The sequence below is a fragment of the Rhizobium sp. IY2 genome, assembly GCF_047532935.1.
In the GTDB taxonomy this organism is placed as follows: Bacteria; Pseudomonadota; Alphaproteobacteria; order Rhizobiales; family Rhizobiaceae; genus Rhizobium; species Rhizobium anhuiense.
In genome coordinates this window covers 225,348-252,224 of record NZ_JBLKNU010000005.1, presented here as the reverse complement: position 1 = coordinate 252,224, position 26,877 = coordinate 225,348, and the positions used below count along the sequence as shown (strand labels likewise).

The following is a 26,877-nucleotide window of genomic DNA, read 5'->3' as shown; positions in this document are numbered from 1 at the left end:
CTTTTGCTGTGCGCGAAGCGCGCGGTTCCACTCGTCGGCTGTAGCCGTTTCTGTTATTTTTTGTCGGCTCCGTGTCGACTGAGAATATTAAGTCAACAGCGTGTCGACAAAGTCAAGTGGAAAAATTACATTGCCGACACGCTGTTTTTCTGGCCCAATGGCATCCGCGTCGAGAGAAAGGGACCTAAGTGTCTGATGAATCGGAAGTGAAACGAATCCGCGGGACCGGCTGGAAGAACGTCTACGAAACGCTTCGCAACGAGATCCTGGCACTCACTTTGCCGCCCGGTCAGCTTCTCGATGAGATGACGCTTGCCGAGCGTTTCGACATGTCGCGCTCGCCGGTCCGCGAGGCCCTGATCCGGCTCGGCGCCGACGAACTGGTGGTGACGCTTTCGAACCGAAGCACGATCGTGGCGCCGATCGAAGTGGCGACGTTTCCGAAATATGTGGAAGCGCTCGACATCGCGCAGCGCATGAATACGCGGCTTGCCGCAGCATTGAGGACCGAGGCCGACCTGAAGATCATCACCAAGCGGCTGAAGTCGTTCGAAGCGGCTGTTAAAACCGGCAATCATCTGGCCATGTCGGAAGCTAACAAGGAATTCCACATGGCGATCGCCCATGCCGGAAAAAACCAGTATCTGGCCTCGTTCTACGAGAAACTGCTGTCGCAGGGGCAGCGCATGCTCCACCTGCATTTCGAATATCTGGAGCGGACCCACGAGGGCTACCTCCTGACCGACGAGCACTCACTCATGCTGAATGCCATCAGGGACAAGGACGTGGAGCTCGCCGACGAACTCGCCCATGCCCATACCCGCCAGTTCCAGGACAATTTCATCAATTTCATGCGCGAGAACTACACGACGGATGTCGCGTTGGGCCCGCTGCGGGCCGCGGAGTAATCACGTGACAGTCAAGCCTATTGGATTCGTCGGCACCGGCGCGATTACCGAAGCGATGGTTCGCGGGCTTCTCGCAGAACCGGCCTATGCCTCCGAGATTCACGTCTCTCCACGAAGCGCTCACATCGCCGCGACGCTCGCCGACGAATTCGCCGCCGTCAGAATTGCCAAGGACAACCAGGACGTCGTCGATCGCAGCGACATGGTGTTCCTGGCGATACGGCCGCAGGTCGCCGAGGAGGTCGTGCGCGCGCTGTCGTTCAGGGATGGCCAGATGGTCGTCAGCCTCGTTGCGGCGACGGAGCGCCAGGCCCTCTCCGAATGGATCGGCGCCGACGTGCACCTCGTGCAGGCGATCCCCCTGCCCTTCGTCGCCGGCCGGCAAGGCGTCACCGCCATCTATCCGCCAGATACCGCCGTCGCAGCGCTTTTCGATATGCTCGGAACGGCTGTCCAATGCCAGTCGAGGAAGGAATACGATCTTCTCGCGGCAGCGAGCGCAATGATGTCGACCTATTTCGGCATCATGGAGCAGGTTGCGGTCTGGCTGGAAAGAAGCGGCCTCGAAAAGGCGAAGGGACAGGCCTATATCGCCCAGCTCTTTGCAAGCCTCGCGCAGAAAGCGAACAGGCCCGGCAACGAACCGTTCAGCGCGCTGAGCCGCGAATTCGCGACCAAGGGCGGACTGAACGAGCAGGTTTTTTCCGACTTCGAGAAGAAGGGCGGCCTTGCCGCTCTGACCGCCGCACTCGACGGCGTGCTTGCCCGCATCGAGGGCAGGAACTAAAAAGTCGGCGGCGTGCAGGCGCTGATAACCTCGCAGGGCACGGGCCCGACGCAGCGGAAACGGTGCGGGCGCCTGCTTTCGAAATAGTAGGCGTCACCCGGTCCAAGGATGCGCCGCTCGTCGTCGACCGTGACCTCGAGCCTTCCCGAGAGCACGATCCCGCCCTCCTCCCCCTCGTGAACAAGCGGAACCTTTCCGGTGTCGGCGCCCGGCTGGTAGCATTCCTTGAGGATTTGCAGGCTGCGTCCGAACAGGTTTTCCCCAACCTGCCTGTAGGAGATGGCACCCTTGCCGATCTCCACCAGTTCCTCGGCCGCATAAAAAGCCTTCTTTGGACGTTCGGGCTCGAAGGCGAAGAATTCCGCCAGACCGATGGGAATGCCGTCGAGAATCCGCTTCAAGGCCCCGACCGACGGATTGGAGGCGTTCGATTCGATCAGCGAGATCGTCGAATTGGGAACGCCGGTGCGTTTGGCGAGCTCGCGCTGGGAAAGCTTATGGGCGATGCGGAGATGGCGAAGGCGGTTGCCGATATCGACGGACATGATGTGTTCGTTTGTCTTGTTCAGAATATCGAAAATGTATCCCTTCACCTGTTATATTTCAATGGGTTATATCGGCGAAGAAAAGGACTTGTTTGAAAAGGAGAAATCGCCATTCTCGGCGCATTCCAAGGAGGCCAGGATGGACCAGCTCAACAAGACGAACGCGCCCGTACTCGACAATTTCTGGATGCCGTTCACCGCGAACCGGCAGTTCAAGGCGACGCCGCGGCTTCTCGCGGCTGCAGAGGGCATGTACTACACCGACGTCGATGGACATCAGGTGCTTGACGGCACGGCCGGCCTCTGGTGCTGCAATGCCGGCCACGGCCGAAAGAAGATCGCGCAAGCGGTCGAGCGGCAGCTTGCAACGCTGGACTATGCGCCGACCTTTCAGATGGGGCATCCGATCGCCTTCGACTTCGCCGCGAAACTGGCCGCGAATGCGCCGGGTGGTCCGAAAGCCAAGCTCGACAGGGTGTTCTTCACCGGCTCGGGTTCGGAATCGGTCGATACGGCGCTGAAGATCGCCATCGCCTACCAGCGCGCCATCGGCCAGGGCACCCGCACGCGGATCATCGGGCGCGAAAAGGGCTATCACGGCGTCGGCTTCGGCGGCATTTCCGTCGGCGGCCTGGTCAACAATCGCCGGGTTTTCCCGCAAATACCGGCCGACCATATGCGCCATACGCTCGACATTGAGCGCAACGCGTTTTCGAAGGGCCTTCCCGCTCATGGCGTCGAACTGGCGGATGATCTCGAGCGGCTGGTGCAACTGCACGGCGCCGAAACCATCGCCGCCGTCATCGTCGAGCCGATGTCGGGATCGGCGGGCGTGGTCCTGCCTGCGAAGGGTTATCTGGAAAAGCTGCGCGCGACTGCCGACAAGCACGGAATCCTACTAATCTTCGACGAGGTCATCACCGGCTTCGGGCGTCTGGGCGCTCCTTTCGCGACCGACTATTTCGGCGTCGTGCCCGACCTGATCACCACGGCAAAGGGCATCACCAACGGCACGATCCCGATGGGGGCGGTCTTTGCCAGCCGCAAGGTCTATGACGGCCTGATGGTCGGACCTGATAATGCGATCGAACTCTTCCACGGCTACACCTATTCCGGCCATCCGGTCGCCTGCGCAGCCGGGCTCGCGACGCTCGAGATCTACGAGGAAGAGGGCCTGCTGACCCGCGCGTCCGATCTCGCCGAATACTGGCAGGAAGCTCTCCATTCGCTGAGAGGCTCGCCCAACGTGGTGGACATCCGCAATCTCGGCCTGGTCGGCGCGGTGGAATTGGCGCCGAGAGCCGCGGCGCCAGGAACCCGCGCCTACGACGTCTTCGTCGACTGCTTCAACAAGGGCCTGCTGATCCGCGTGACCGGCGACATCATCGCCCTCTCGCCGCCGCTGATCATCGAGAAGGCTCAGATCGACACGATCGTCTCGACGCTCAGCGATGCGTTGAAGCGCGCCGCATGACCTTCTCCCGATGCGGCGGCAAACGGGCCGCCGCATCCTGCTATCCCACCGGCACCCCAAGCCCGACCTTGACCCGATCCATTGCGACGAAGGTCCGGAAGCGTTTGACGTTGTTGTTGCCGAAGAAGAGCCTGCGCGTCAGAGCCTCGTAGTCGGCCATCGACGGCACGATGATGACCAGGATGAAATCCGCTTCGCCGGTGACGTAGTAGCATTGCTGGATCTCGGCCGCGGCCGTGAATTCACGCTTTGCCTGCTCGATCTGCTCGGCGGTTTCGCTGATGACCTCCACTTCGACGAAGATCGTGATGGATTGTCCGACCGCGTCCGGCTCGACGACCGAGACATCCGCCCGGATGACGCCCTCCTCCCGCATTCGCTTGATCCGACGCTGAACGGCCGGTGCGGAAAGGTTCACCGCATCGCCGATCGTTCGCTGCGGGGTCATATTGTCCCGCTGAAGAATGGCGAGGATTTTCCGGTCGAAATCGTCGAGATGCGGCGGATGAACGGGGTTGCGCAAACCGATGCTCCAATGAAACAAAATTGCAAATGAACGGCCAAATATCAGCGCCTTTTTCGTGTTCGCTGCAATAGAGTTCAACGAAACCCACATGAAGGTGCGCGATGTTTCTTTTGAACAGCACGGCAGACTATCGTCTGGCACTTGACCCGAGAGATGAGAAAACGCTCGACGCCTCCGCCGCCGTGGAGGTGGAACGCCACCTGGCTTTCCGGAAGGACCATGCGGTAACGCCGCTCGTGGCTTTGCCCGGATTGGCGAGCGAAATCGGCGTCGCCGCAATCCACGTCAAGGACGAAGGCCACCGCCTCGGGCTTGGAAGTTTCAAGGCGCTCGGGGGAGCCTATGCGGTGATCCGCCTCGTCCTCAAACAGGCCGAGCAGCAGCTTGGCCGCGTCGTCGATATGGCGGAGCTGCATTCGTCCGAGGTTCGCGCCATTGCGCAGACGATGACGGTCGCCTGTGCGACCGACGGCAATCATGGCCGTTCGGTTGCCCAGGGTGCGCAGTTGGTCGGTGCGCGCGCCGCAATCTTCGTCCACGCAGGCGTCAGCGGCGAACGCATCGCCGCCATCGCCCGCTTCGGCGCGGAGATGATCCGCGTCGAGGGAACCTATGACGACGCCGTCCGCGAAGCGGCCCGCGTGGCCGAGGCGAACGGCTGGATCATCGTTTCGGATACGTCCTGGCCGGGCTATGAGCGGATCCCCGGTCTGGTGATGCAAGGCTATACCGCCCTCGTCAGGGAAGCGCTCCGACAGATGCAGGAACCGCCGACTCATGTGTTTATCCAGTCCGGCGTCGGGGGAATTGCCGCAGCGGTCGCCGGCCATCTGGCCATCGAGTTCGGCAAAAATCGTCCGGTCTTTACGGTAGTCGATCCCGCCCGCGCGGCATGCCTGTTCGAGACGGCGCGGGCCGGGCGTCCGGTGACGGTCGCCCATGGCGAACCGACCGTCATGGCGATGCTCGAATGCTACGAACCCTCCCTTGTCGCATGGCGGATTCTTGCCCGCGCCGCCGACGCCTTCATGACGGTGGATGAGGCGGATGCGACCGACATCATGAAGCGTCTTGCCAACCCGGTCTCCGGCGACCCCGCCGTCGTTGCCGGCGAAAGCGGCGGTGTCGGCCTCGCAGGCGCCATCAAGGCCGTCGCCGACCCGGCGCTCAGGGCAGCGCTCTCGATCGACGGCCGCTCCCGTATCTTCGTGGTGAATACCGAAGGCGCAACCGATCCCGGCAAATATCAAGAGATCGTCGGACTGTCGCCCGCAGCAGTCGCCGCCAGGAACCGTGAAGGAGCCCTGACATGACCGGACAATCGATCGATGCCGCGCGTCTCCTCGGCCGGATCCGGACGCTCGGCGAGATCGGCCGGGATGCCGACGGCCGACTGATCCGGCTGGCGGCCTCCGATACGGAGAAACTCGGCCGCGACCGGTTCGTCGCCTGGATCGAGGGCGCGGGACTTCAAGTCGCCGTCGATCGCATCGGCAATATCTTCGGCATCTGGAAGCCCGATAGCGTGACCGACAACGCACCCCTCATGCTAGGCTCGCATATCGACACGGTCATCGGTGCCGGCATTTACGACGGCTGCTACGGCACGCTTTCCGGGCTTGAAGTGATCGAAACGCTGAGGGCAGAAGGCTTGACGCCGTCTCGTCCGATTGTCGTCGCGGCCTTCACCAACGAGGAAGGCGTGCGCTACGCGCCCGATATGATGGGGTCGCTGGTCTATGCCGGCGGCCTGGATGTCGATACGGCGCTTGCCACCATCGGCACCGATGGAACGATCCTCGGCGACGAACTCGAGCGGATCGGCTATGCCGGCGAGCGTCAACCAGGATTCCCTAGGCCGCATGCCTATATCGAACTCCACATCGAGCAAGGGCCGGTGCTTGAGCGCGAGGGCATTCGCCTCGGTGCCGTGGAACATCTGCAAGGCATCTCCTGGCAGAAAGTTGTTATCACGGGAGACGCCAATCACGCGGGAACGACACCGATCTCCATGCGCCGCGACGCGGGTCATGCGGCCGCACGGGTCGTGACCTTCCTGCGTGACCGGGCGCAGGCCTCGAACACGCCGACGGTCGCCACGGTCGGCTGCATGCGGTTCGAACCGGATGTCATCAACGTGATCCCGTCGCGGGCGACGTTCACGGTCGATCTCCGTGACCCGGACGAAGAACGGTTGAGAGAAGAGGAAGCCGCGCTCGCGACGTTCCTGGACAGGCTATCGGCCGAGGAGCAGGTCGGCGTATCGGTGGAGACGCTTGCCCGGTTCGAACCAGTCAAGTTCGATCAGAACATCGTGAGGCTGATCGAAGAGGCGGCGCGGGAACGGGGCCTCGCCTGCCGGCGGATGACCTCCGGTGCCGGCCACGATGCGCAGATGATCGCCAGGATCGCCCCGTCGGCGATGATCTTCGTGCCAAGCATCGGCGGTATCAGCCATAATCCGAAGGAATATACCGACGACGAGGATCTCGTCGCAGGCGCAAACATCCTGCTCGATGTCGTTCGCCGGCTTGCCACGGAAGGATTGCCGGCATGACCATCGACGAGGACGCTTTACATGCAGAGATGACGGCGTGGAGACACAATCTTCACACGTACCCCGAATTCGGCTTCGAGGAGCAGCGGACCTCCGCCTTCGTCGCCGCAAAGCTGCGGGAATTCGGATTCGACGAGATCGTCGAGGGCGTCGGCGGCACAGGAGTCGTCGCAACGCTGAAGCGCGGCAGCGGCAACCGCGCCATCGCGCTGCGCGCCGACATGGATGCACTCAGGATCAGCGAACAGACGACCGTCCCGCACCGATCTCAAAACCCGGGCGTCATGCATGCCTGCGGTCACGACGGCCACACCACGATGCTGCTCGGCGCCGCAAAGATCCTGGCTGGTGAAGGCGGCTTCGACGGCACCGTGCGCTTCATCTTCCAACCGGCCGAAGAATGGGGCAAGGGGGCGCTGGCGATGATCGCCGACGGGCTCTTCGAAAGATTTCCCTTCGACGAGATCTACGGCATCCACAACATGCCGGGGATCGGCGTCGGCAGCTTCCAAACGCGCCCTGACGCGATCATGTCGGCCGAGGACAATTTCGAGATTACGCTGACGGGCATCGGCGGCCATGCCGCAAGGCCGCACTGGGGCAACGAGGTGCTCGTCGCGGCATGTGCGCTCCTGACCAATCTGCAGACCATCGTCTCCAGGCGGCTGGATCCGGCCGATATCGGCGTCGTGTCCGTCACGGAACTGATCACCGACGGCACGAGGAATGCGCTCCCCGGCCTCGCTCGCATTCTGGGCGATGCCCGCAGCTTCCGTTCGGAGATCAGCGAGACGATCGAGAAGCAGATGCGCCTGATCGCCGAGGGCACGGCCATGACCTACAACGTCAAGGCCGATGTGATCTACACCAGGGAATTCGTGCCTCTCATGAACGACCCTGTCTTGACGGAGGAAGCCCTGACCGTGGCACGTGATCTCTACGGTGTTTCGAACGTCGCCATCGCGAGTAAACCGATGACCGGATCCGAAGACTTCGCGCAGTTCCTCTCGCGCGTGCCGGGCTGTTTCGTATTCCTGGGCAATGGCGTGCACTCGCCGCCGCTCCATAACCCGACCTATGACTTCAACGACGCCGGCCTCTCGCATGGAGCAAACTTTCACGCAGGGATTGTTCGTCGACGGCTCCACACAGGCTGATCTGTGAGACCGGGTGAGCGCTCAGCGCTTCAAGGTCTGTGACGGCAACTGGCCGAAGCGCTTCCTGTATTCGGCTGCAAATCGCCCCAGATGCGTGAAGCCCCATCTCAGCGCGATGTCGGCAATGCCCTGCCTGGCGTCGGATTCGAGCAAATCGCGATGGGCGGCAACCATCCGAAGTTCCTGCAGGTAGGCCATCGGGGTCGTATCCCTGAACTGCCGGAAACCCTGTTGCAAAGTCCGAACGCTGACCTTGGCTGCAATCGCGATGTCGTTGAGCGAAATCGGCTCGGCGATGTGTTCCTGCATGAAGTCGATCGCCCACTTTACATGGCGTGGGGCCGGTGTCGGTGCAGGGAGTGCAAGCTCGTTCGAAAAGCGATTGGGACAGGCCTCCAGAAGCAGATAGATCGCGGCGTCGCAGAGCGAGCCGGCGGCCAGCGGCGACCGTTGCAGCGGTCCGTTGCCGCTGAGCCCGCGATGGAGGTTCGAGACAAGTTGCTGCAATACAAGCCCCGGACCGGTCGTCAGATCGATGTGAGGATGAAAATCGATGTCGCCGCTGATCGTTCGTTCGAACATCTGCGTGAGGTGGCTGATGATCTTCGCCTGATCGACGAACAGGCCGAAATGACGGCGAGGCCCAAACAGGCGGGCGCCTGCGGCACGACCTGCCTCAAGGATCGTACCACGCGCGGGGACCGAGTATATTTGCTCCCGCATGCCGTCGAAGAACGCGTTTCCCTCCATCGGCAGAAAAACGATCATCCTGTCGCTGGTCGCCTCCCGCCTGATCAGGATCGTGCCTTCGTAGGTGCAGTCGGCTACGGTCACCTCGTCTCCCACGGAGACGAAATTGCAGCGGTACGCTATGGGCATATTGCCTTCCGCCACAACTTTGATCGGGGAGTTTGGCGTCGACAATACTTCCGAAAGCGCGTCCGGGTCTGTTCCGCTATGCGCCGTCTCCCGAAACGACATGCTCTGCATTGCCAGCTGCCGGGTGAGGCCGGCATTGTTATATGTTTGAGAACTAATGGACATTCTGGACCTCGAAAGACGAGGCGCACAAGCGACACTGGATTTGTGCAATCATGTTCATCCCTCTTTTGTGTTGCCCCCTGGGCGCTTTCAGCCGTAGCGGCTGATTGCGAGATCCCTCGCATCGATTTCCGGCTGGCGGCCGCCGACGAGATCGCCGATGAGCCGCGCCGAACCGGCGCTCATCGTCCAGCCGAGCGTGCCGTGGCCGGTATTGAGGAAGAGGCCGGCGACCTTTGTCGCGCCGATGACCGGCGTGCCATCAGGCGTCATCGGGCGCAGGCCGGACCAGAAGGAAGCCTTGGAAATATCGCCGCCGGGGAAGAGATCGGTGACCGAGTGTTCCAGCGTGCTGCGACGGGCCAGGCCGAGGTCGTTGGTATAGCCTGAGATTTCAGCCATGCCGCCGACGCGAATGCGATCGCCGAGCCGGGTGATCGCGATCTTGTAGGTCTCGTCCATGATGGTCGATTCCGGCGCGCGCGACGCATCGGTGATGGGGATGGTGAGCGAATAGCCCTTGACGGGATAGACCGGCAGCCGGATGCCGAGCGGCTTGAGCAACAGCGGCGAATAGCTGCCGAGCGCGACCACCACCGCCTCCGCGCTCATCCGCTCACGATCGGTGATGACCCCGCGCACCCGGCCGGCCTCGACATCCAGCGCCTTGATCGTCGTGCCGTAAGCAAAACGGACACCGAGCGCCGCGGCTTTGGCCGCCAGCGCATTGGTGAACTTGAAGCAGTCGCCGGTCTCGTCCTTCGGCGTCAGCAGACCCCCGACGATCTTGTCGCGCACGTGCCTGAGCGCCGGTTCGAAGCGGACACAGCCGTCCCGGTCCAGCACCTCATAGGGAATGCCGTCGGCAGCCAGTGCCTTCACATCCTTTGCCGAAGCCTCGAGCTGTTGCTGCGTGCGGAACAGCTGCAGGGTTCCCTGCATGCGTTCGTCATAGGCGATGCCGGTCTCGGCGCGAAGGTCGGCCAGCGCGATGCGGCTGTAATCGGCAAGGCGCAGCATGCGGCTCTTATTGATCGCATAGCGCTCGGAGGTACAGTTCGACAGCATCCTCGCCATCCAGGCAAGCATGGCCATGTCCAATTTCGGGCGCAGGATGAGCGGCGCGTGCTTCATGAACAGCCACTTCATGGCCTTCATGGGAATGCCGGGCGCCGCCCATGGCGAGCAATAGCCGAAGGAGACTTCGCCGGCATTGGCAAAGCTCGTCTCCAGCGCCGGACCCGACTGCCGGTCGACGACCGTGACGTTATGGCCTGATTTGGCCAGTTGATAAGCGGATGTGACGCCGACGATGCCGGCTCCTAGAACGATGACCTTCATGATGTTCCCAATGATGGAGCCGCCGGCTCTCAGCGATATTGCCTGTGATAACGATCGCCCAGGCCGGTTAGGATTTCGTAAGAAATGGTGCCGGCGTCGCCGGCGATGTCCTCGAGCGTCTGATGGCGGCCAAGCACTTCGACAAGGCTGCCGAAGGTCAGCGCGCCTTCGGGCAGTGCTGTGATGTCGACGGTCGCGCTGTCCATCGACACACGGCCGACGATCGGCAGGCGTGCGCCGTTGAAATAGACCGCGCCGCGGTCGCCCAGGCACCGCGGCAGACCATCGGCATAGCCGGCGGCAATGGTGGCGAGACGCGTTTCCCGCTGCGTGACATGCGCGCCGCCATAGCCGACTTTGGCACCCGCCGGCACGATGCGCGTCTGCACGACGGCGACATCGAGGCTGACGACCGGTTCCATCGGGTTCTTCTCGCCGGCGTTCGGAGCGCCGCCATAAAGCGCGATGCCGGGCCGGGCAAGCACGCCGTGATAGGCGTCCCCCAGGAAAACCCCGCCGGAATTGGCGAAGGAGATGTCGAAGCCGGGAAATTCGTCGGCGATGCGGGACATCTCGGCAAATTGATCGCCGTTCTGCTCGCTGTCCATGTCATCGGCCGAAGCCAGATGGCTCATGATGAACAGGATTTCTACATTGGCGCCGTCCCTAAGGGCTGCCGCCAGCTCCGCTCGCTCTTCCTGGGGAAAGCCGAGCCGCGACATGCCGGTGTCGAATTGCAGGACGGCGGGCAGGCAGCGATTCAGGATACGTGCAGCCGCCGACCATTGCCGCCACTGCGCCAGCGAATTGAGAACCGGAACGATGCCCATCTCGGCGCAGGCGATCTCGTTTCCGGGCTGCAAGCCGTTCAGCACGAAAATCTGGGCATCGTGCGCAAGGGCCGGCCGGAGCCTCAGGGCCTCGACGAACTGGGCGACGAAGAAATGCCTGCAACCTTCCCTGTAGAGCGTTCTTGAGACCCGCTCGGCGCCGAGGCCATAGGCGTCTGCCTTGACGACCGCGCCCGCGCGGACCGGTGACAGCATCGACACGAGCTTGCGATAGTTGCGGCCGAGGGCGGCAAGATCGATCGTCAGATAGCCCGTGGCTCCCTGCGCTGGAGTAACGGTGCGTGTGCGGGAAACCAAAATATCGCTATCCATGTCCACCCCTTGTCGATTTCAAGGAGTTTATGAAATAATGAGCGAAATTGCCTATCATTCAGTAGTCGATTATTGTGTGATTTGCCTATTAGCCGCATAATCAACGAATATTTGGAACGATATCTCATGCCCGCTCTTGACGCGATCGATCGCAATATCCTGAGATTGCTGCGCCTCGATGCCCGCATGAGCAATGCCAAGCTCGCCGCGGAGATCGGTCTCTCTCCATCGGCCTGTCTCAGGCGCATCAAAATCATGGAAAAATCAGGTGTGATCCGCGGCTATACGGCGCTGATCGACACTGGCAATGCGGATGAGATGATCGCCGTGATCATCAACATCACCCTGGAACGACAAACAGAGGATTATCTCGACCGCCTCGAAGCGGCGGTTCGCCGGCATCCCGAGATCCGGGAATGTTTTCTGATGACGGGCGGTTCGGACTATCTGTTGCGCGTGGAGGTCGCGAATGCCGGCGAGTTCGAGCGGATTCACAAGGAGATACTGTCGACCTTGCCGGGTGTCCTCAGGATTCATTCCAGCTTCTCGATTCGCAATGTTCTGGCGACACGCACGAGGGGCAGGCGCTGAACCGCGATCCCCACGCTTAGAGCCTTTCCGGGTTAGATTGAAGCATTCTGCCGGAGCAGGTTTTCGTCAGGCTCTAGATCAATTCGAGCGCCGTAGCCTTGGCGACCGCTTCACTCGTCGTGGCGACGGTCAGCTTCCGGCGTGCCGAGGCGAGATAGAGTTGCACCGCGCTCACCGAAATGGACAGACGGGCGCAGATCTGCTTTGCCATCAGGCCGCTGGCCGTCATTTCAAGACATTGCAGTTCGCGGCGCGACAATTGCGGAAAATCCGCCGTTTTTCTCAGGCCCGACAGAACCATGGCCCTGTCGTGGAGATGGTGGGCGAGAAACTGGAGGTCGCGCATGCTGTCCATGCGGAAATGCCGCCAGTAGGCGTCGGGGTGATTGGACGTGACCGTAAACAGCGACCGCTCCCCTTGAGGTCCCCGCACCGGCAGAGTCACGCCCTGCCGGCCGATACCGAAGGCCATGGCCTCCTTGAAGAAGCCATAAGCCCGGCCCGAATCCCATTTTGACGCCGACCATTCCACGGGCAGGAAGCCGCGCCGGCCGAGACGGACGACGGGATCGATGCTGAAGTAGTCCCGGTCAAGATATTGTTTCACCCACTCGGGCGGGTAGGTCAGCATCAGTAACGGATTGCTGGCCGCCGCCCCCGAGGAGCGGATCACATGCAAAACCATGTGCGATATCGCATAGATGTGGCGGACTTCGTCCAGCGTCGTTTCCAGATCCCGCAATGTCGGCGCTGCGGAGATCCGATCCAGACAATAGAAAAAACGAGAACTGCTCAGCATGAGATGGACTCGTGGTTGTGCGTTTCATTGACTACTCGTACCGGTAACATTTCACGGGATCGGGGAACAGCTAATTCTAATACAACCATGGGTGCGGTGAAAAATGGGTTAAGGCTTAGCGGGAGCATATCCCGCTGCTGGGCGAGCCTTACCGCATGCCGCCATCGGCAAAGGTTCTGGGACGATTGGGCGAAGCTCGCTCCAGTCGGGACAGGTTGGCCCGAAGTGCCCGGCAATTGTCCGCCGTCACATCCCATAGGCCGACATACAGCTTGCCAATCTCGGGCAGGGATCGGGCAAGCGGCGTCGGCCTCCAGCCGATCCTGCGATACACTCCGACCATGGCGCCATCATAGACGCCGACGATGCTTTCGATACCGGTGTCGAGCGCAAGGTCGCAAAGCCCTGAGAGCAGCTCCGTGGCAACTGTGCGCGATTGCTCCATGTGCCCGGCAAGCGGGTGAACGCAAAAGCGCGTACATTCCCAAGTCGTTGGGCTATCGACGTCGATAGGCTGATCGAAGAAATGCCGGAACTCGCTTTTGAGCATCGTCGCTCCCGTCGTCGGTAGCAGGCGCAGCGAACCCGTCAGTGTGCCGGAAGGTCGTTGCGTGACGAGATATACGGGATCCTCGGCCTCGTCGTATCGGTCCCTCTCCCATTGGTCCCGGACATCGACCTGCCATCCCAGCCGATCGCGAAAAACGGCGGCGCGAGCCCGAAACATTTCATCGAAAGCACGTCGATCGGTATCGAGCATGTCTTTGGTGAGTATCCGCAACATATCCGTCCCTCCTGATGTTCTGACGTTTCACAACAGGAGGCCGACCGGGAGCAATCTGGATATTTCACCAGGTTGACCGGTGCTTCGCTTTGCCTTCCCCTTTCATAAGAAGTTTCTGATGTTCGTCGATCGAAAGCTCTTGGTAATTGCCAATTTCAACGCAACCAACGGGAGGATTCTGATGACCCACGACATGGCCCGCGGCAAACGTATTCGAGAGGCGATATCCCGGGGCAAGTTCCGGAAAGTTCACGCCCTGGCGGCCGAACTGGACGTGTCTGTCGCCGCCGTCTCACGCTGGCAGAATGGCGGCCATACCTCGCTGGAAAGCGCCTGCGCGCTCGCCGACCTGCTGGATGTCTCCCTCGACTGGCTGCTGCTCGGGCGAGGCACCATGGACTGGCATAGGAACAGCGCGATCTCCGCCACGGAATTGCAAATGGTTCTGGCGTTGCGCAACCGGTCTGCGGCAACACGGTCCAATCTCGCTGGGCTGGTCGAATCCATCCCTCCGGAGCACCCGTAACGCCAAGCGCAATTCTGCGCGAATTTTTGACCTGAGGTCAACACGTTTAGGTTGATAAAAAGCAGATCGTCGACGATCTTTCTAGTTAAAGCTTCAACGGCGACACAACAGGGCGGCCAGCTCGCCCTGCCCTCGCCGCCGCAGAGACCTTGTTTTCACTCTCAATGCAGAAGGGTCGTTGGCGTCGGCTTTTGACGTGAAACCGTAAATACGCAGCCCGAAAATTATCGAAAAACCGCATCGCCACCGGTCCGGAACATTTTTGGATCTGGTCCCGGCAGTCTCAACCGATTTTGGAGTCAGTCAATGACAGTTGCGCTTTGGAGTCAGTCAATGACCGGTGCGAACCCGGCCCATATCGGCGCCAATGCGCCTACGGTCAAACCGCGGCCTGCCTTCGCGCAGACCGATCTGGTCGCATTGTCGCGCTATTTTTCTCTGCTGATGATGCGCAACATCACAAGCGATGGCTATGTCATCGAGGATCCGGCATCGCCGGGCGTCTTTTCGGCCCCGGGCTGCGTCATCGCCGCACCCTCCTATCCCGCGAACACGCCGGGTGTCGACCAGGACTATGTTTTCAACTGGGTCCGCGACGGGGCCATTACGGCCATCGAAATCGCACTTGCCGGCTTGCTGCCCGTTCCGGGCGGGGTTTTGCCGAGCCTGGTCGACTACGTGAATTTCGCCGCGCTCTGCCAGGCGAATGCGCAGAATTCCGCGACCGTCACACTTGGCCACGCCTGCTTCACCATCACCGGCGAGGTTCGTCCGTGGTCGGAGCAGAATGACGGACCGGCCATTCAGTCGATTGCGATCCTGACCTTGTTCAATCAGCTGGATGGCGCCACGCAGACGATCGCCAAACAATTGGTCGAGACCAACCTCTCTTATCTTCTCGAAGTTTACCAGAACAAGACCACCAATCTCTGGGAGGAATATGAGGGCTATTCCTTTTTCGCAAGGGCCGTGCAGCTGCGCTTTTTCCGGGAAATTTCCGCAAACACGATCTCTATTGCCGTGCCTGCCGGGGTGGCCGATGCCATCTCCTGGCTGGAAAGCCAGCTGGCCACCCACTGGAACGGGCAGCTCTATGTGAGCATTCTGGATGCCGCGGAGCAAGCCGGTTACGACGCGAACATCGATATCGTCTCTGCGGTCTGCTATGGCGGGATCGAGCCGACCGATACCAAGCTGCTGGCAACGGCGGCCATCCTGCGGCGCCAGTGGGCCGATCCTTCGTCTTCGAACTATTACCCGATCAATGGCGCCGACGCGGCCAAAGGGCTCGGACCACTCTTCGGGCGCTATCCAGGCGATCATTACGATGGCGATGTGGCGGCCCCGGTGGTCGGCGGCCATCCCTGGGCTCTGTGCACGGCCAACTTCGCCGAGTTCCAATATCGGCTTGCCAATGCCATCGAGGCCAGCGGCGCCATCCCCCTCGATCAGTTCTCCGAGCCCTTCTTCACGGAACTGGGACTTGGCGCATCCAGCAGCGCCGCCGACGCCTCAGCTGCCTTGCGGGCTTCGTCTGACGTCATGCTGCGCGCCATCGTCTACCACAGCGATCACTATGAACTGAGCGAACAGTTCGATGGAACCGTTGGCTATGAGAAAAGCGTCCGGAACCTGACCTGGAGCTACGCCTCCTTTCTGTCGGCGGTCAGAGCCCGCTCCGCCGCCGCCCCCGCCGCCAAGTCCAAACCCCGAAACTCCCGCGGCCCGAGATCATGACGACGTCAGGCCGTCCGGTCTGAAATCTCGATTGAGTCCAGAACCGCATGATCCGCAAAGCCTGATGCGGCTTTCCGAGAATAATGGAGGACCAAAGTGCTTTTTCCCCTTGAATCCGCGATAAAAGCCGATGCCGAAACCGTCGCAGCGTCTGGCGACTACGATATCGTGATTGTCGGCAGTGGCATTTCCGGCGCAATCATTGCCAAGCAGGCTGCCGAAGCGGGCAAGCGTGTCCTTATCCTTGAAGCCGGAACCGGTGCCAACAGCACACTGTCAGGCTATGACAATCTGCTGACGACTTTCTATTCGGCAGCCTCCAAGGACAACCAGTCGCCCTTTCCGCTGAATGCGAACGCGGCCATGCCCCGCAGCCCGCAGCTTCGCAAGCTGCAGGCCGGGGAAACCGATAGCTCGACCTATATCGTTCAATCCGGCCCTTATGTCAGCGATACGACATATACCCGTATTTTCGGCGGAACGACCATGCACTGGGAGGCGAAAACGCCTCGCCTGCTTCGCTCGGACTTCAAGACGCGCACCATTTTCGGCCAAGGGTTGGACTGGCCGCTGAGCTTTGAGGAAATCGAGGATGATTACCGCCTGGCCGAGCGGGAAATCGGTGTATCGGCAGATGTCGAAGATCAGCAATATCTGGGGCAGACCTTCCCGGACGACTATGTCTTTCCCATGCGCGGCCTGCCGCTTTCTTATCTGGATCAGCAGGTCAACAAGGGCATCGAAGGCACCAGCGTCGAACTTTACGACAAGACCTATCCCCTGAAGGTCAGGCCCTATCCGCAGGGGCGCAACAGCATACCCAACCCGGCCTATGACGGCGGCAAGGGCTACCGTCCCATCGGCGCCGTCGATACGCATCAGGTCGAAGAGGGCGGTCGCTGCCAGGGCAACACCAACTGCGTACCGCTCTGTCCCGTGCAAGCGCGTTACCACTCCGGCAAAACGCTTGCCAAGGCGTTCGCAGTAAACGGGAAAAGCAGCGAGCGGCTTGTCGAACTATTGCCGCAGGCGGTCGCATCGAAGGTCAACATCGATCCGGATAGCGGGAAAGTCCACTCTCTCGAGGTCAAGATTTACAAGGATCCGACCTCACCTGCTCACGAGACCATCACCGTGAAGGGCAAGGTTTTCGTGCTTGCGGCAGGCGCCATCGAAACGGCGCGTCTCATGCTTGCCTCCGGCCTGCGCAGCACCAGCGGTCTTGTCGGACGCAATCTGATGGACCACGCCTATCTGCTGAACTGGGCGCTGATGCCGGAAATCTGCGGCACGATGCGCGGAACCAGTTCGACGGGCGGTATCGTGGACCTGCGCGACGGCCCTTTCCGGGAAAGGCAAGCCGCCTTCGCCATCGATATCCATAACGACGGCTGGGGCTGGGCCACGGGTGCGCCGACTTCCGACCTTCTCAAACTGGTGGATGATCGCAACCTCTACGGGGCGGATCTTCGGCGCGGCATGATCGACCAGGTTTCGCGGCAGTTGCTGCTGGCATTCATGATCGAGGTCATGCCCGTCGAAAGCAACCGCATCGCGGTGGATCCGCAATATACCGATGCTCTGGGCAATATGCGGCCCATCCTGTCCTTCACGGTTCCGGAATATACCATGAAGGGTGCCGCCTATGGCCGCCAGTTTGCGCGCACCGTCTTCACGCGTCTGGGCGCGCAGGATCATACCCAATACGACCCCAGCGATTTCGGCTATGTGGCCTATGAGGGGCAAGGCTATGCGATCCGCGGCGGCAATCATCTGGCCGGGACCCATATCATGGGAACGACGAAGACCAATTCCGTCGTGGACAAGAACCAGCGCAGCTGGGACCACGAAAACCTCTATCTCGTGGGCGGCGGCAGCATGCCGACGATCGGCACGGCCAATGTCACCTTGACGCTGGCCGCCATGTGCTTCCGAAGCGGCCGCGACATTCTGAAGTCTCTGCATTGAACGAAGACCGGCATCCGCTGTGCGGAACGAACAGATGGCCTCGCAAGCGACACGAAGCCGGCCTGTGAACCCAACTTATCTTTCATGGAGCTTGAGATGTATTCCTCCAGTATTAAGACGCTCGATGAGCTGAAAGAGTTTCTCTACCGGGCGATGCAGCTCGAACATGCGACGATTCCGCCTTATCTGACGGCGCTTTACTCGATCAAGCCCGGCGTCAATCAGGATGCGACCCAGGTTCTGCGCGTGATCGTCGTGGAAGAAATGCTGCATCTGACCATCGCGGCCAATATTCTCAACGCCATCGGCGGCACGCCGGATCTTGTCAGGCCGGACTTCGTAGCCCGCTATCCCGCCGCCCTGCCGGACGGCGAGACGGATTTCAAGGTCGGCATCCAGGCTTTCGGCCGTGAGGCGCTGGCGACTTTCCTGAAAATCGAGCGGCCGGCCCAGCGTCCTGAACATCTCGTCGGCAAGGGCCTGATATATCGCAAAACTCCCCCTGATATCACCGCGCTTGCCAGCCATCCGAGCCATGAGGACCTCCACTTCTTCAGTATCGGCGAGTTCTACTCAGCCATCGCGGAAGGCATCAAATACCTGGAGGCCGAAGCGCATGGGGCGGGCACAACCATCTTTACAGGCGACAGATCGCGCCAGATCACCTCGGAATATTATTACTCCGGCGGCGGCGAGCTGTTTCCGGTGACCGATCTGAAAAGCGCGTTGGAAGCCATCGATCTCATCATCGAACAGGGCGAGGGCGACGGAGGCGGTATCTACGACGATGACGACCACGAACTGGCCCATTACTATCGTTTCGAGGAACTGGTCAAAGGCCGCTACTACCAGAAGGGCGACCAGCCCGGCCACCCCACAGGTCCTGAGTTGCAGGTCGATTGGGAAGGCGCGTATCCCATAAAAAAGAACCTGAAAGTGGAGGACATACTCGAAGGCTCGGAACTGCGTGGGGCGGCGATCGCCTTCAACACGCGCTACGGCGAATTTCTCCAGCTTTTGACGCGTGCCTATAACGGCCAGCCGACCCTGCTGCTGGAAGCCGTTCCGATGATGTTCGAATTCCGCAACATGATCCTCGAACTCATCCGCAATCCCCTGCCGCAACATCCCGGTAAGAACGGCAGCCCCACCTATGAGATCCCCGGCGCCATCAAACAGCCAGCCGCCACCCGGCAGGCGGAGGTAAACGCATGAGCAACCGTTTCGAGGCATTTCTGGGTCTTTCCGGCGAATTGACGGCCTTCTCCCACTTTGATCTCCTGGGAACGGGCCTGGCGGACCGCTATCTCGCCACGCTCGACAAGGTGGTCGGCGGCGAGATCGTCGACGCGCTGCTGGCCGCCTTCGCCGCCCTGCCATCCCCGGAAGGTGAGGTCCGCATCCAGGCGGTGCGCACGACCATTCTGGGCAATGAATTGCTCGGAGACGTGGCCCGTGCGCTGATCAAGCTCTGGTATTCCGGCACCTGGTTCGAGCTGTCCTCCGCCTGGACCGAGCGCTTTGGCCCCAGGCCTGCGAATATCACCTTCGTCGTTTCTCCCGATGCCTATGTCGAGGGTCTGCTCTGGAAGGCGATCGGAGCCCACCCTGCAGGCGCCAAGGGGCCGGGTTTCGGCTCCTGGGCCTTTCCGCCGAAAATTCCGGCTTTTTCCGGCTCTCGATTCCAAAACCTGACCTGACGCCACTTCCGTTTGTCTTCAAGAACTGGATCATTGCCATGACGACACATCTGCATCGACTGACGCCTGCCAAAGTCTGGCTCGGTGTCATCCCCACGCTCTGGTGGAATGACGATTTCATCAATATCGACATCGGCATCCCCTACGAGCAGGCTCTGAGTGAAATGGCGCTCGCCGGCTATGTCGGATGCGGCGTCGGCCACAAATATCCGACGGACCCGAAAATATTGCGGCCTGTCCTCGAACTCAGGGGATTACGGATTTCCGAGCCCTGGGTGAGCACCTACTTCACCATCAATGCGATGAAGCGTCATACGCTTGATAATGTCGATGCTCAACTCGACTTCCTCGAAGCCATGGAAGGCGGCAGCGACGATCCGCGCAGGGCCGACCTGGTCGTTTCCGAGTTTGGCGGAGCCGTCAATCCGCTTCCTGTCGCCCTGTTTCCGAATTGCCCCGATTTCTCCGATGACCAGTGGAAACGGCTGATCGAAGGCCTGCATGAGGCCGGAGAGAAAGCCAGGGCCCGTAACCGCCGGCTCTGCTATCACCCGCATCTGGGGACCGGGGTGATGAATACGGAAGCGATCCACCGGCTCATGGACGAGACGGATCCTCGCCTGGTCAACATGCTTCTCGACACTGCGCACCAGGCGGCTGCCGGTGTCGATCCGCTGGCGCTGGCCAGAAAATATGCCCACCGCATCAAGCATGTTCATCTGAAAGACATTCGCGCCGAGGTGGTTACGAAGATTCACAAAGAAGGATTGTGCTTCCAGCAAGGGATCGAGGCGGGAATCTTCACCGTCCCGGGTGACGGCTCCATAGGGACCTTTCCGGAAATCCTCGATGCGTTGGCCGAGGCGGATTTCGCCGGTTGGATCTGCGTCGAGGCAGAGCAGGACCCAGCCAAGGCCAATCCGCTGCAATACGCGAAAATGGGCCGCGAATATCTGCGCAAGCTGCTCGGATGGTAGCCCGGCGCGGACCGTTTGTCTCAGCCCGATGGCGATGTGAAGGAGGCGGGCAGGGATCTCGCTTCATGACGGTGTCGGGCGGGACATCATCCTGAACCACGCATGACTGGATAGCGACAGCTGGAGCGATGAAGATGGAAGAGGCACGCAGACGAGAGATATATTTCAGCTTCTTTATGTTTACAGCCGATTTGAGGCCGAACGACGCGGGCTATACCCAGGTTCTTGTCCGGCATCTGAAAGCGCTTACCGAGATCGGCTACACCGGCTTCGATGTGCATATCGCCCCAGGACCGGCCAACGTCGGTCATCACGCTGAGGTCGAGAGCTATATCGGCCTCAAGAGGGCGTTCGATCGGGCCGGCTTCCGGGATGTGAAGTTCACAACCAATGTGGGGACCACGCGAACCTTCGATCCGACCTCGCCCTATGAGGACCAGCGCAAGCAGGCGCTGTCCTATCTCAAATCCCGCGTCGACATCACCTCGGTGCTGGGCGGGGAGAATACGATCATGTCGGGGCCGTTCCTGTACCCCTATGGCATCTTTCCACTGACGGATGACGGCGAAGGGATCTGGAGCGACGCGCTTCAGGATTGGATGAAGCCACGATACGCGGCGGCCGCCTCCATCTTCCGGGAATTGGCGCAATATTCTGCGGAGAAGCGGGTGAAGCTCGCCATCGAACCGGTCAAGAATTGGGAAACGCCCGGGCCGACCATGGTCTCGGAAGCGCTGGACTTTCTCGAAAGCGCCGACATTCCGGTCGGGGGCGTCACGATCGATACAGCCCAGGTCGTCATGGAAAGCCAGGGACCGGCCATCTTCAGGAAAAATGTCGCCCGTGCCGTACAGCAGAGTCGGCTGAATTACGTTCACATCTCGGCGCCGGACCGGGGCGCTGTCAGAGATAGCTGGATTCCCTGGGAGATCATGCTGGACGAAATCGAGCCGGTCTATTCCGGCCCCTATCTCGTCGAAGTCTTCAACGCGATTCCACCCTTCGAGAGTTCGATGCGAATGACGCGCAGACGCTTCTGGCGGCCCGGTGAGGACGCGCCGGAGGCAGACGTCGACAGCGCCTACGACGTTGCGCGCGCGGCCCTGAAGACATTGGAGGAGAAACTCGCGTCCCGCGGCCGTTGATCTCATCCGTGATGGCGCTCGGGCGCAGATGTTGTGCCCGAGTGAACTTCAAATCTCAGCAAACGACCTTTCAATCAGGGAGATACCGATGGTCACGCAATTGCCGGATCCCATTAAAATCGTCAGGCGAGCAGGCGATGTCCGTATTCATACTTTCATTTCAGCTTTCACGGCTGACAATATCGCCAATGCAACGCACATCATCGAAAGCAGGAACATGCTTGTTCTCGTCGATGGGCAATTCCTCGTTCCCTATGCCCTGCAATTCAGGGAATATGCCAACAGTATCGGCAAGAAGATCGACCGGATCTATCTGTCGCACAGACACCCCGACCATTGGTTCGGCCTGGGAGCCGCATTCAGCGATATTCCGATTTATGCATTGCCGAAAACGATAGAGTTCCTGCAGCAGCATGGGGAAGATTCCCTGAATGACCACTGGAAATTGGGCAATCTCGCTCCGAAGAGCTTGATCATTCCCGAAAGAGCTGTCCGCGCCGGCGAGGAAATCATCGACGGAGTCAAATACCTATTTGATGAAGTCGTCGATACGGAGATCGATTTTCTTCTCACCATAGGTCTTCCGGACGTGGGCGTTTTTATTGCGCAAGACCTGATCTACAGCGGAACGCACCTTTATCTGACGAAATACATGGAGCATTGGATTGGGATTTTGCAGGGTATGCTGCTGTCCGACTATGACCTGTTCCTTCCCGGTCACGGCTTTCCGGCTGACAAAAACGAGGTTGCCAAAAATATAGAGTATTTGTCCGTCGCCCTGGAGGCCGCCGGCAACGGACTCACCAATGACGCTTTCAAGCGCTTCCTGCTGGAAAGATTTCCCGAGCGGAAATGCCCCGGCATATTCGACATATACGTACCGCGCTTATTCGATAACGCGAGCGAGTTCTAGCGCATCGGCCCGAAAATCGGAATCGATTTTCGGAAAGAACGATGCGTAGATTCAAAGTGTTAGAGCTGTCCTTTGTGCGTCCGAAAGGACGCACGGCACTCTAATATCCGTCAATTGTCGTCAACAGGGGAGCCGTTGGAACATGGGCGACACATACACGGTTGGACAATATCTGGTCGACAGACTTCGCGAACTGGGCCTGGGGCACCTGTTTTCCGTAGCAGGCGATTATTCGATCGAATGGGTGAACAGTTATGTCGAGAAAAGCGATATAAAGGTCATCGAAGAGGCGAATGAACTGAATGCCGGTTATGCGGCTGACGGCTATGCCAGACTGAAAGGAATTGGCGCTCTGTGCGTCACCTATTCCGCAGGCTCGCTTTGCGCAACAAATGCGATCGCCGGATCCTACGTCGAGAAAGTGCCGGTCGTTCTGATCAACGGTGCGCCCAGCATCAAGAAAACGCTGACGTTCGAACAAACCGGCTACAGTTCGCATCACTTCATCAGCGGCCGGGAAACGGATCTTCAGGTATTCGAATACATCACCGCCGCTGCCGTCCGCATCGACAGCCCTCATCTTGCGCCAATGCTCATAGATTATGCGCTGACGCAGTGCATCACGGAAAGACGTCCGGTCTATATCGAGTTGCTGGAGGATATGGTGGACCTGGGATGTACGCGCCCGTCGAATGCCTTAAAAGCGGCGCCTGTTATATCCGACGAGAACAGTCTCAATCAGTCGATCGCGCAAATCAGCGAAAGATTGCAAAACGCCACCCGACCGCTGATCTGGGTCGGTGTCGAGATCGACCGGTTTGGCCTTCACGACCAGGCGGAGCGGCTCATCCGGGACCTCAAAATTCCCTACGTGACCGAGCTTTTGAGCAAGGCCATTCTATCGGAAGACGATGTACAATTTGCCGGGGTGTTCGATGGCAAATCGTCATCACCCTATGTCCAGTCTTTGGTCAAAGACTCCGACTTCGTATTGGCACTGGGCGTCTGGTTGACTGATATCAATGATTTGGGCTGGCCTATCGATCTCGATAAAACCGCATTCGCCTCCTGGGAGACCGTGAAATATGGCACGATCTTCAACGCACAGGTTTCGCTAGCGGATCTCGTCAACGGCTTGATTGACAAAAGGCTGACGTGCAAAGGCCAAAGTCTTCCGGTGAAACCGGCCCGGCAACTGCCGGTCGTCAATCCGGCAGGCGAAATTACCTATCAGGGCTTCTACGATTTCATTCAGGCGCAGATCGACGGAAATACCATCGTTGGTGCCGACGCGAGTTTGAATTATTTCGGGAGCCTGCTTCTTGAAGTGGGTGCTCGCCGCGGTTTCATCGTGCAATCATCCTATTCGGCGATCGGTTATATCGGTCCGGCCGCAACCGGGGTTTCGCTGGCGAAGCAAAATCAACAAAGGCTACTGGTCTTTGCGGGGGATGGCGGGTTTCAGATGACCGCTCAATGCCTCTCGACACAAACCCGTTTCAATCTCAACCCGATCATCTTTGTGATGGACAACGGCATTTATGGCGTGGAGCAATGGCTTGCCGACGCATCGGTTTTCCATGGCGACAAACCGTTCTACAATTCCTGCATCCTGCACCAGTGGAATTACAGCAAGCTGGCAGAGGTCTTTGGCTGCCAAGGCTGGAAAGTGGGCACCTATGGCGAACTGAGGGAGGCCATAAACGGCGCCAAAGAAAACCTGAACAGTCCGTCCATCATCCAGGTCGTCGTGCCGCAGCGATCGATCCCCGACAATGCGAACTGGAAAGCAAATTAGAATGGGCATAGGAGAGTTCAGCGCTTTAGTGGGCGGAACGGCAGATGGCAGGCATGCCTAACCACCTTCGGTGACCTCAACATCGAGCGCTGGGCCTTCTGGCCACAAGTGGTATAGTTCAATTTCGGTCGTCCGACCTAGACGATACGACAAAGGAACTGTTCCATGGGAGACCAGAAACGCCCGCTGCAACCTGGAGAAACCGCTCCCGCATTCGCGCTCGCCACGGCCAACTTCGACGGAACGGTCTCTTTCGCCGACTTGAGCGGTCGCCCGTTCGTGATCGGGTTCTTTCGCGGGCTGCACTGCCCGTTCTGCCGGCGTCAGTTGGAACAGCTTGCCGGCGTACAGCCGACGCTACGCGCCGCCGGGGTGGAGACCGTCGCCGTTATCAACACGCCGGTGGAACGTGCCCGCCTGTATTTCCGCCACCGGCCAACGCCAATAACACTTCTATGCGACCCGGATTGCCGCACGCATCGGGCCTACGGTGTGCCGCATGCCGAGTTCCTGCCCGATGGGAGTTGCGAGCAGCCCGAATGGCCCTATCGTACAACGATGGAACAGTTCCTGGCGGCACGCATCAACCCCACGGACGAATTGCCGGAACCGCTGCACCCGATGGAGGCCAACACGATACTCAACGCCAAGGATCGGTTTGAGCTTGACGAAGCCGACAATGAGATCTTCGCGAACCACGCGACCCAACTCCTCGGGCACTTCCTGGTCAATGCGAACGGCACCATCGGCTGGGCACAAATCGAGGCGCTCGACGGACCGAACAGCCTCTCCATCTTCCCGACCGCGGCAGAGATCATCGCGGCCGCTGGCAGCCTTGGACGCTGACCTGCGGTGAACCGTCCGATAGCATCTCAGTAGCAAAAGATCGAATGGTGGAAGCCCAATTCCGCCCGCTATCGCGTGAATGTCTGCCTGATGCCGGCAATCCCGCGGCGCAGGAAGGGATCGGTGTGGACGTAGAACAACTGGACCCCCTTCTGCAGCCAATGAGGCAATTCGTCGGCGGTGGCGAGCGTGCCTGCAATCTTGCCTGCTGCACGAATCTTGTCGACGGCGACCGCGACCTTATCCATCACTGCTTCGGGACGCGGCTCGCCGAAGGGCGGAGCCGGCGGATAACCCATATTCTGCGAGAGATCGCCGGGGCCGATGAAGAAGACGTCAATGCCATCGACCTTCAGCATTTCGTCGAGATTGTCGATGGCATCCACCGTCTCGATCATCGCCACCACCAGGCGCTTGTCGAAGTCGGACGGAAGAGCGTAACGAACGGTATCGACGATGGCGCGCGCCTGTTCGGCCGTGTCCACCATCGGGACCATGATCCCATCGGCGCCCGCATTCAGGTAGCGGATAATGATCGGGCGCTCGTGCGAATGCGGCCGAATGATCGCCGCCCCGCCGACGGAGCGGACGATCTGCGCGGTCATGCGCACATCCTCGAAACTCCAGCTTCCGTGCTCGCAGTCGACGAAGACGGAATCGGCGCCGAGCTCCACCAGCCGGGCTGCCAGGCCCGACGATACGTGATGCGGCGTATACATGGTGACTGCCTCGCCTGCCAACAGTCGCGCGCGCAACTTCGCTCCGTTCATCGATGTCTCCCAATTCTACTTTTTCGGCATATCCGGCGTGTCGGCCGGCGCTCCGACCCACCGCGCAATTTCGATATCCGCTGACGTGTCCCGCATGAATGTCGGGCAGATGTGAAGCTCGGGGATCACAGCGCTCTTGTTCAGGCTGGCGCAGAGGACGATCGCACGGGCGACGTCATGAGGATCCATCATGACGGCACGTTCCTCCTGCAGAGGTGGGCGCGCGCGATTGTCCATGATCGGCGTATTCGTCTCGCCGGGCAGGATCGTCGTCGCCCGGATCCCCTGATTGCGATAGGTGTTGTGCAGGAAGGTCATGAAGTTCTTCACGCCGGCCTTGGCCGCACCATAGGCCGCGCCGCCGAGCAGGTTGGGGTTGATCACGGCAAGCGACGAGACCGTGATGATCGTCCCCTCGCCCTTAGCGATCATGTCCGGAAGGACCGCCTGGGTCAGGTTGAAGACGGCCGTCAGATTGACGTTGATGGTGGAGGTCCACTCGGCCTCGCTCAAGAACCGCGCGTTCAGCACCTTGCTTGCGCTGCCGGCATTGTTCACCAGGATGTCGACGGGTCCGACGCTATCCTTGATCCACTTCACGGCCGCAAAGATCTCTTCACGCGTCTCGATATCGAGTGCTCGCATGACGGCCTTGCCACCCGCCTCTTCGATCAAGGCCGCCACCTCGCGCAGCGGTTCGATCCGCCGCCCGGTCAGCACGACGGTGGCCCCGTCCTTGGCCAGCAGCAGGGCGGTCTCGCGACCGATCCCGGAGCCGGCTCCCGTCACCAGAGCGATTTTTCCTTGAAGACGTCCCATATCTT

General features: G+C 60.1%; 26 protein-coding genes. 17 read left to right on the top strand and 9 right to left on the bottom strand.

Annotated elements, in window-relative coordinates; genetic code table 11:
• The first annotated feature begins 188 nt into the window (after positions 1-188).
• Both ACMUVN_RS18975 and ACMUVN_RS18970 read left to right on the top strand, forming a co-directional pair.
• Positions 189-908, top strand: a complete 720-nt coding sequence (locus tag ACMUVN_RS18975) for a GntR family transcriptional regulator (protein WP_047616841.1) — start codon at positions 189-191, stop codon at positions 906-908.
• A complete protein-coding gene (locus tag ACMUVN_RS18970; RefSeq protein ID WP_210304364.1) occupies positions 874-1,695 on the top strand; it encodes a pyrroline-5-carboxylate reductase in 822 nt (273 codons plus the stop codon). Before ACMUVN_RS18975 ends, ACMUVN_RS18970 begins: the two co-directional genes overlap by 35 nt.
• Here the strand turns inward: ACMUVN_RS18970 and ACMUVN_RS18965 are convergent.
• A complete protein-coding gene (locus ACMUVN_RS18965; RefSeq protein ID WP_132574887.1) occupies positions 1,692-2,240 on the bottom strand; it encodes a cupin domain-containing protein in 549 nt (182 codons plus the stop codon). The genes ACMUVN_RS18970 and ACMUVN_RS18965 overlap by 4 nt on opposite strands.
• 139 nt (positions 2,241-2,379) lie before the next feature.
• Here ACMUVN_RS18965 and ACMUVN_RS18960 point away from each other — a divergent pair, with 139 nt between their 5' ends.
• Positions 2,380-3,714 carry an aspartate aminotransferase family protein gene (locus tag ACMUVN_RS18960; RefSeq protein ID WP_132574885.1) on the top strand — a complete coding sequence of 445 codons (1,335 nt, stop codon included), beginning with the start codon at positions 2,380-2,382 and terminating at the stop codon, positions 3,712-3,714.
• A 40-nt stretch (positions 3,715-3,754) separates the two neighbouring features.
• Here the strand turns inward: ACMUVN_RS18960 and ACMUVN_RS18955 are convergent, their stop codons facing one another.
• Positions 3,755-4,237 (bottom strand): Lrp/AsnC family transcriptional regulator, encoded by a 483-nt coding sequence (locus tag ACMUVN_RS18955; protein WP_047616969.1) that lies wholly within the window; start codon positions 4,235-4,237, stop codon positions 3,755-3,757.
• 104 nt (positions 4,238-4,341) lie between these two features.
• Here ACMUVN_RS18955 and ACMUVN_RS18950 point away from each other — a divergent pair, with 104 nt between their 5' ends.
• The 3 genes from ACMUVN_RS18950 to ACMUVN_RS18940 are packed head-to-tail and all read left to right on the top strand — an operon-like array spanning position 4,342 to position 7,954.
• Positions 4,342-5,553 (top strand): diaminopropionate ammonia-lyase, encoded by a 1,212-nt coding sequence (locus ACMUVN_RS18950; protein WP_047616837.1) that lies wholly within the window; start codon positions 4,342-4,344, stop codon positions 5,551-5,553.
• The gene (locus ACMUVN_RS18945) at positions 5,550-6,797 is read left to right on the top strand and encodes a Zn-dependent hydrolase (protein WP_414815380.1); all 1,248 of its coding nucleotides are present in this window, start codon (positions 5,550-5,552) and stop codon (positions 6,795-6,797) included. Before ACMUVN_RS18950 ends, ACMUVN_RS18945 begins: the two co-directional genes overlap by 4 nt.
• Positions 6,794-7,954: a M20 aminoacylase family protein gene (locus ACMUVN_RS18940; RefSeq protein ID WP_414815379.1), complete on the top strand. Its 1,161-nt coding sequence runs from the start codon at positions 6,794-6,796 to the stop codon at positions 7,952-7,954. The genes ACMUVN_RS18945 and ACMUVN_RS18940 overlap by 4 nt, the downstream gene beginning before the upstream one ends.
• 21 nt (positions 7,955-7,975) lie before the next feature.
• On the opposite strand, the gene ACMUVN_RS18935 is transcribed toward ACMUVN_RS18940, so the two are convergent.
• The 3 genes from ACMUVN_RS18935 to alr all read right to left on the bottom strand — a co-directional run bounded on the left by ACMUVN_RS18935 (position 7,976) and on the right by alr (position 11,499).
• On the bottom strand, positions 7,976-8,998 hold the full coding sequence (locus tag ACMUVN_RS18935; RefSeq protein ID WP_414815389.1) for an AraC family transcriptional regulator: 1,023 nt from the start codon (positions 8,996-8,998) through the stop codon (positions 7,976-7,978).
• A gap of 87 nt (positions 8,999-9,085) precedes the next feature.
• On the bottom strand, positions 9,086-10,336 hold the full coding sequence (locus ACMUVN_RS18930; RefSeq protein WP_254962653.1) for a D-amino acid dehydrogenase: 1,251 nt from the start codon (positions 10,334-10,336) through the stop codon (positions 9,086-9,088).
• Positions 10,337-10,365: 29 nt separating this feature from the next.
• On the bottom strand, positions 10,366-11,499 hold the full coding sequence (gene alr, locus ACMUVN_RS18925) for an alanine racemase (RefSeq protein ID WP_414815378.1): 1,134 nt from the start codon (positions 11,497-11,499) through the stop codon (positions 10,366-10,368).
• Positions 11,500-11,625: 126 nt separating this feature from the next.
• Between alr and ACMUVN_RS18920 the strand changes: the two genes are divergently transcribed.
• The gene (locus ACMUVN_RS18920) at positions 11,626-12,090 is read left to right on the top strand and encodes an Lrp/AsnC family transcriptional regulator (protein ID WP_047616828.1); all 465 of its coding nucleotides are present in this window, start codon (positions 11,626-11,628) and stop codon (positions 12,088-12,090) included.
• A gap of 73 nt (positions 12,091-12,163) precedes the next feature.
• Here ACMUVN_RS18920 and ACMUVN_RS18915 read toward each other — a convergent pair whose 3' ends face one another.
• Both ACMUVN_RS18915 and ACMUVN_RS18910 read right to left on the bottom strand, forming a co-directional pair.
• A complete protein-coding gene (locus tag ACMUVN_RS18915; RefSeq protein WP_047616826.1) occupies positions 12,164-12,889 on the bottom strand; it encodes a helix-turn-helix transcriptional regulator in 726 nt (241 codons plus the stop codon).
• A gap of 148 nt (positions 12,890-13,037) precedes the next feature.
• On the bottom strand, positions 13,038-13,673 hold the full coding sequence (locus ACMUVN_RS18910) for an acyl-homoserine-lactone synthase (RefSeq protein WP_063474099.1): 636 nt from the start codon (positions 13,671-13,673) through the stop codon (positions 13,038-13,040).
• A 181-nt stretch (positions 13,674-13,854) separates the two neighbouring features.
• On the opposite strand from ACMUVN_RS18910, the gene ACMUVN_RS18905 reads away from it, so the two are divergent.
• The 10 genes from ACMUVN_RS18905 (at position 13,855) to ACMUVN_RS18860 (ending at position 25,283) form a co-directional block, all read left to right on the top strand.
• Positions 13,855-14,199 carry a helix-turn-helix domain-containing protein gene (locus tag ACMUVN_RS18905; protein ID WP_018245423.1) on the top strand — a complete coding sequence of 115 codons (345 nt, stop codon included), beginning with the start codon at positions 13,855-13,857 and terminating at the stop codon, positions 14,197-14,199.
• Positions 14,200-14,505: 306 nt separating this feature from the next.
• Entirely contained in the window at positions 14,506-15,936 is a 1,431-nt protein-coding gene (locus tag ACMUVN_RS18900) for a glycoside hydrolase family 15 protein (RefSeq protein WP_047616822.1), read from the top strand.
• Positions 15,937-16,032: 96 nt separating this feature from the next.
• A complete protein-coding gene (locus tag ACMUVN_RS18895; RefSeq protein WP_414815377.1) occupies positions 16,033-17,904 on the top strand; it encodes a GMC oxidoreductase in 1,872 nt (623 codons plus the stop codon).
• Positions 17,905-18,000: 96 nt separating this feature from the next.
• Positions 18,001-19,119, top strand: a complete 1,119-nt coding sequence (locus ACMUVN_RS18890) for a ferritin-like domain-containing protein (protein WP_097543364.1) — start codon at positions 18,001-18,003, stop codon at positions 19,117-19,119.
• Positions 19,116-19,604: a hypothetical protein gene (locus tag ACMUVN_RS18885; protein ID WP_097543363.1), complete on the top strand. Its 489-nt coding sequence runs from the start codon at positions 19,116-19,118 to the stop codon at positions 19,602-19,604. The genes ACMUVN_RS18890 and ACMUVN_RS18885 overlap by 4 nt, the downstream gene beginning before the upstream one ends.
• 38 nt (positions 19,605-19,642) lie before the next feature.
• Positions 19,643-20,581, top strand: a complete 939-nt coding sequence (gene iolE, locus ACMUVN_RS18880) for a myo-inosose-2 dehydratase (RefSeq protein WP_414815376.1) — start codon at positions 19,643-19,645, stop codon at positions 20,579-20,581.
• A 128-nt stretch (positions 20,582-20,709) separates the two neighbouring features.
• Positions 20,710-21,726 (top strand): sugar phosphate isomerase/epimerase family protein, encoded by a 1,017-nt coding sequence (locus ACMUVN_RS18875; RefSeq protein ID WP_207910829.1) that lies wholly within the window; start codon positions 20,710-20,712, stop codon positions 21,724-21,726.
• A gap of 88 nt (positions 21,727-21,814) precedes the next feature.
• Complete coding sequence (locus ACMUVN_RS18870) at positions 21,815-22,639, top strand: MBL fold metallo-hydrolase (RefSeq protein WP_414815375.1); 825 nt, start codon at positions 21,815-21,817, stop codon at positions 22,637-22,639.
• A 142-nt stretch (positions 22,640-22,781) separates the two neighbouring features.
• Positions 22,782-24,437, top strand: coding sequence for a thiamine pyrophosphate-dependent enzyme (locus ACMUVN_RS18865; protein WP_132574868.1), 1,656 nt, complete (start codon positions 22,782-22,784; stop codon positions 24,435-24,437).
• A 165-nt stretch (positions 24,438-24,602) separates the two neighbouring features.
• Positions 24,603-25,283, top strand: a complete 681-nt coding sequence (locus ACMUVN_RS18860; RefSeq protein ID WP_414815374.1) for a redoxin domain-containing protein — start codon at positions 24,603-24,605, stop codon at positions 25,281-25,283.
• Between the two features lie 68 nt (positions 25,284-25,351).
• Here the strand turns inward: ACMUVN_RS18860 and ACMUVN_RS18855 are convergent, their stop codons facing one another.
• Positions 25,352-26,053, bottom strand: coding sequence for an HpcH/HpaI aldolase family protein (locus ACMUVN_RS18855; RefSeq protein WP_414815373.1), 702 nt, complete (start codon positions 26,051-26,053; stop codon positions 25,352-25,354).
• A gap of 15 nt (positions 26,054-26,068) precedes the next feature.
• The gene (locus tag ACMUVN_RS18850) at positions 26,069-26,872 is read right to left on the bottom strand and encodes an SDR family NAD(P)-dependent oxidoreductase (RefSeq protein WP_414815372.1); all 804 of its coding nucleotides are present in this window, start codon (positions 26,870-26,872) and stop codon (positions 26,069-26,071) included.
• Positions 26,873-26,877 lie beyond the last annotated feature (5 nt).

Bases quoted from the DNA above. Each gene is read 5' to 3' on its own strand.
- ACMUVN_RS18970 (WP_210304364.1), top strand. From the start codon at position 874: ATGTCGCGTTGGGCCCGCTGCGGGCCGCGGAGTAATCACGTGACAGTC.
- ACMUVN_RS18965 (WP_132574887.1), bottom strand. From the start codon at position 2,240: ATGTCCGTCGATATCGGCAACCGCCTTCGCCATCTCCGCATCGCCCAT.
- ACMUVN_RS18960 (WP_132574885.1), top strand. From the start codon at position 2,380: ATGGACCAGCTCAACAAGACGAACGCGCCCGTACTCGACAATTTCTGG.
- ACMUVN_RS18950 (WP_047616837.1), top strand. From the start codon at position 4,342: ATGTTTCTTTTGAACAGCACGGCAGACTATCGTCTGGCACTTGACCCG.
- ACMUVN_RS18945 (WP_414815380.1), top strand. From the start codon at position 5,550: ATGACCGGACAATCGATCGATGCCGCGCGTCTCCTCGGCCGGATCCGG.
- ACMUVN_RS18940 (WP_414815379.1), top strand. From the start codon at position 6,794: ATGACCATCGACGAGGACGCTTTACATGCAGAGATGACGGCGTGGAGA.
- ACMUVN_RS18935 (WP_414815389.1), bottom strand. From the start codon at position 8,998: ATGTCCATTAGTTCTCAAACATATAACAATGCCGGCCTCACCCGGCAG.
- ACMUVN_RS18930 (WP_254962653.1), bottom strand. From the start codon at position 10,336: ATGAAGGTCATCGTTCTAGGAGCCGGCATCGTCGGCGTCACATCCGCT.
- alr (WP_414815378.1), bottom strand. From the start codon at position 11,499: ATGGATAGCGATATTTTGGTTTCCCGCACACGCACCGTTACTCCAGCG.
- ACMUVN_RS18920 (WP_047616828.1), top strand. From the start codon at position 11,626: ATGCCCGCTCTTGACGCGATCGATCGCAATATCCTGAGATTGCTGCGC.
- ACMUVN_RS18915 (WP_047616826.1), bottom strand. From the start codon at position 12,889: ATGCTGAGCAGTTCTCGTTTTTTCTATTGTCTGGATCGGATCTCCGCA.
- ACMUVN_RS18910 (WP_063474099.1), bottom strand. From the start codon at position 13,673: ATGTTGCGGATACTCACCAAAGACATGCTCGATACCGATCGACGTGCT.
- ACMUVN_RS18905 (WP_018245423.1), top strand. From the start codon at position 13,855: ATGACCCACGACATGGCCCGCGGCAAACGTATTCGAGAGGCGATATCC.
- ACMUVN_RS18900 (WP_047616822.1), top strand. From the start codon at position 14,506: ATGACAGTTGCGCTTTGGAGTCAGTCAATGACCGGTGCGAACCCGGCC.
- ACMUVN_RS18890 (WP_097543364.1), top strand. From the start codon at position 18,001: ATGTATTCCTCCAGTATTAAGACGCTCGATGAGCTGAAAGAGTTTCTC.
- ACMUVN_RS18885 (WP_097543363.1), top strand. From the start codon at position 19,116: ATGAGCAACCGTTTCGAGGCATTTCTGGGTCTTTCCGGCGAATTGACG.
- iolE (WP_414815376.1), top strand. From the start codon at position 19,643: ATGACGACACATCTGCATCGACTGACGCCTGCCAAAGTCTGGCTCGGT.
- ACMUVN_RS18875 (WP_207910829.1), top strand. From the start codon at position 20,710: ATGAAGATGGAAGAGGCACGCAGACGAGAGATATATTTCAGCTTCTTT.
- ACMUVN_RS18870 (WP_414815375.1), top strand. From the start codon at position 21,815: ATGGTCACGCAATTGCCGGATCCCATTAAAATCGTCAGGCGAGCAGGC.
- ACMUVN_RS18865 (WP_132574868.1), top strand. From the start codon at position 22,782: ATGGGCGACACATACACGGTTGGACAATATCTGGTCGACAGACTTCGC.
- ACMUVN_RS18860 (WP_414815374.1), top strand. From the start codon at position 24,603: ATGGGAGACCAGAAACGCCCGCTGCAACCTGGAGAAACCGCTCCCGCA.
- ACMUVN_RS18855 (WP_414815373.1), bottom strand. From the start codon at position 26,053: ATGAACGGAGCGAAGTTGCGCGCGCGACTGTTGGCAGGCGAGGCAGTC.
- ACMUVN_RS18850 (WP_414815372.1), bottom strand. From the start codon at position 26,872: ATGGGACGTCTTCAAGGAAAAATCGCTCTGGTGACGGGAGCCGGCTCC.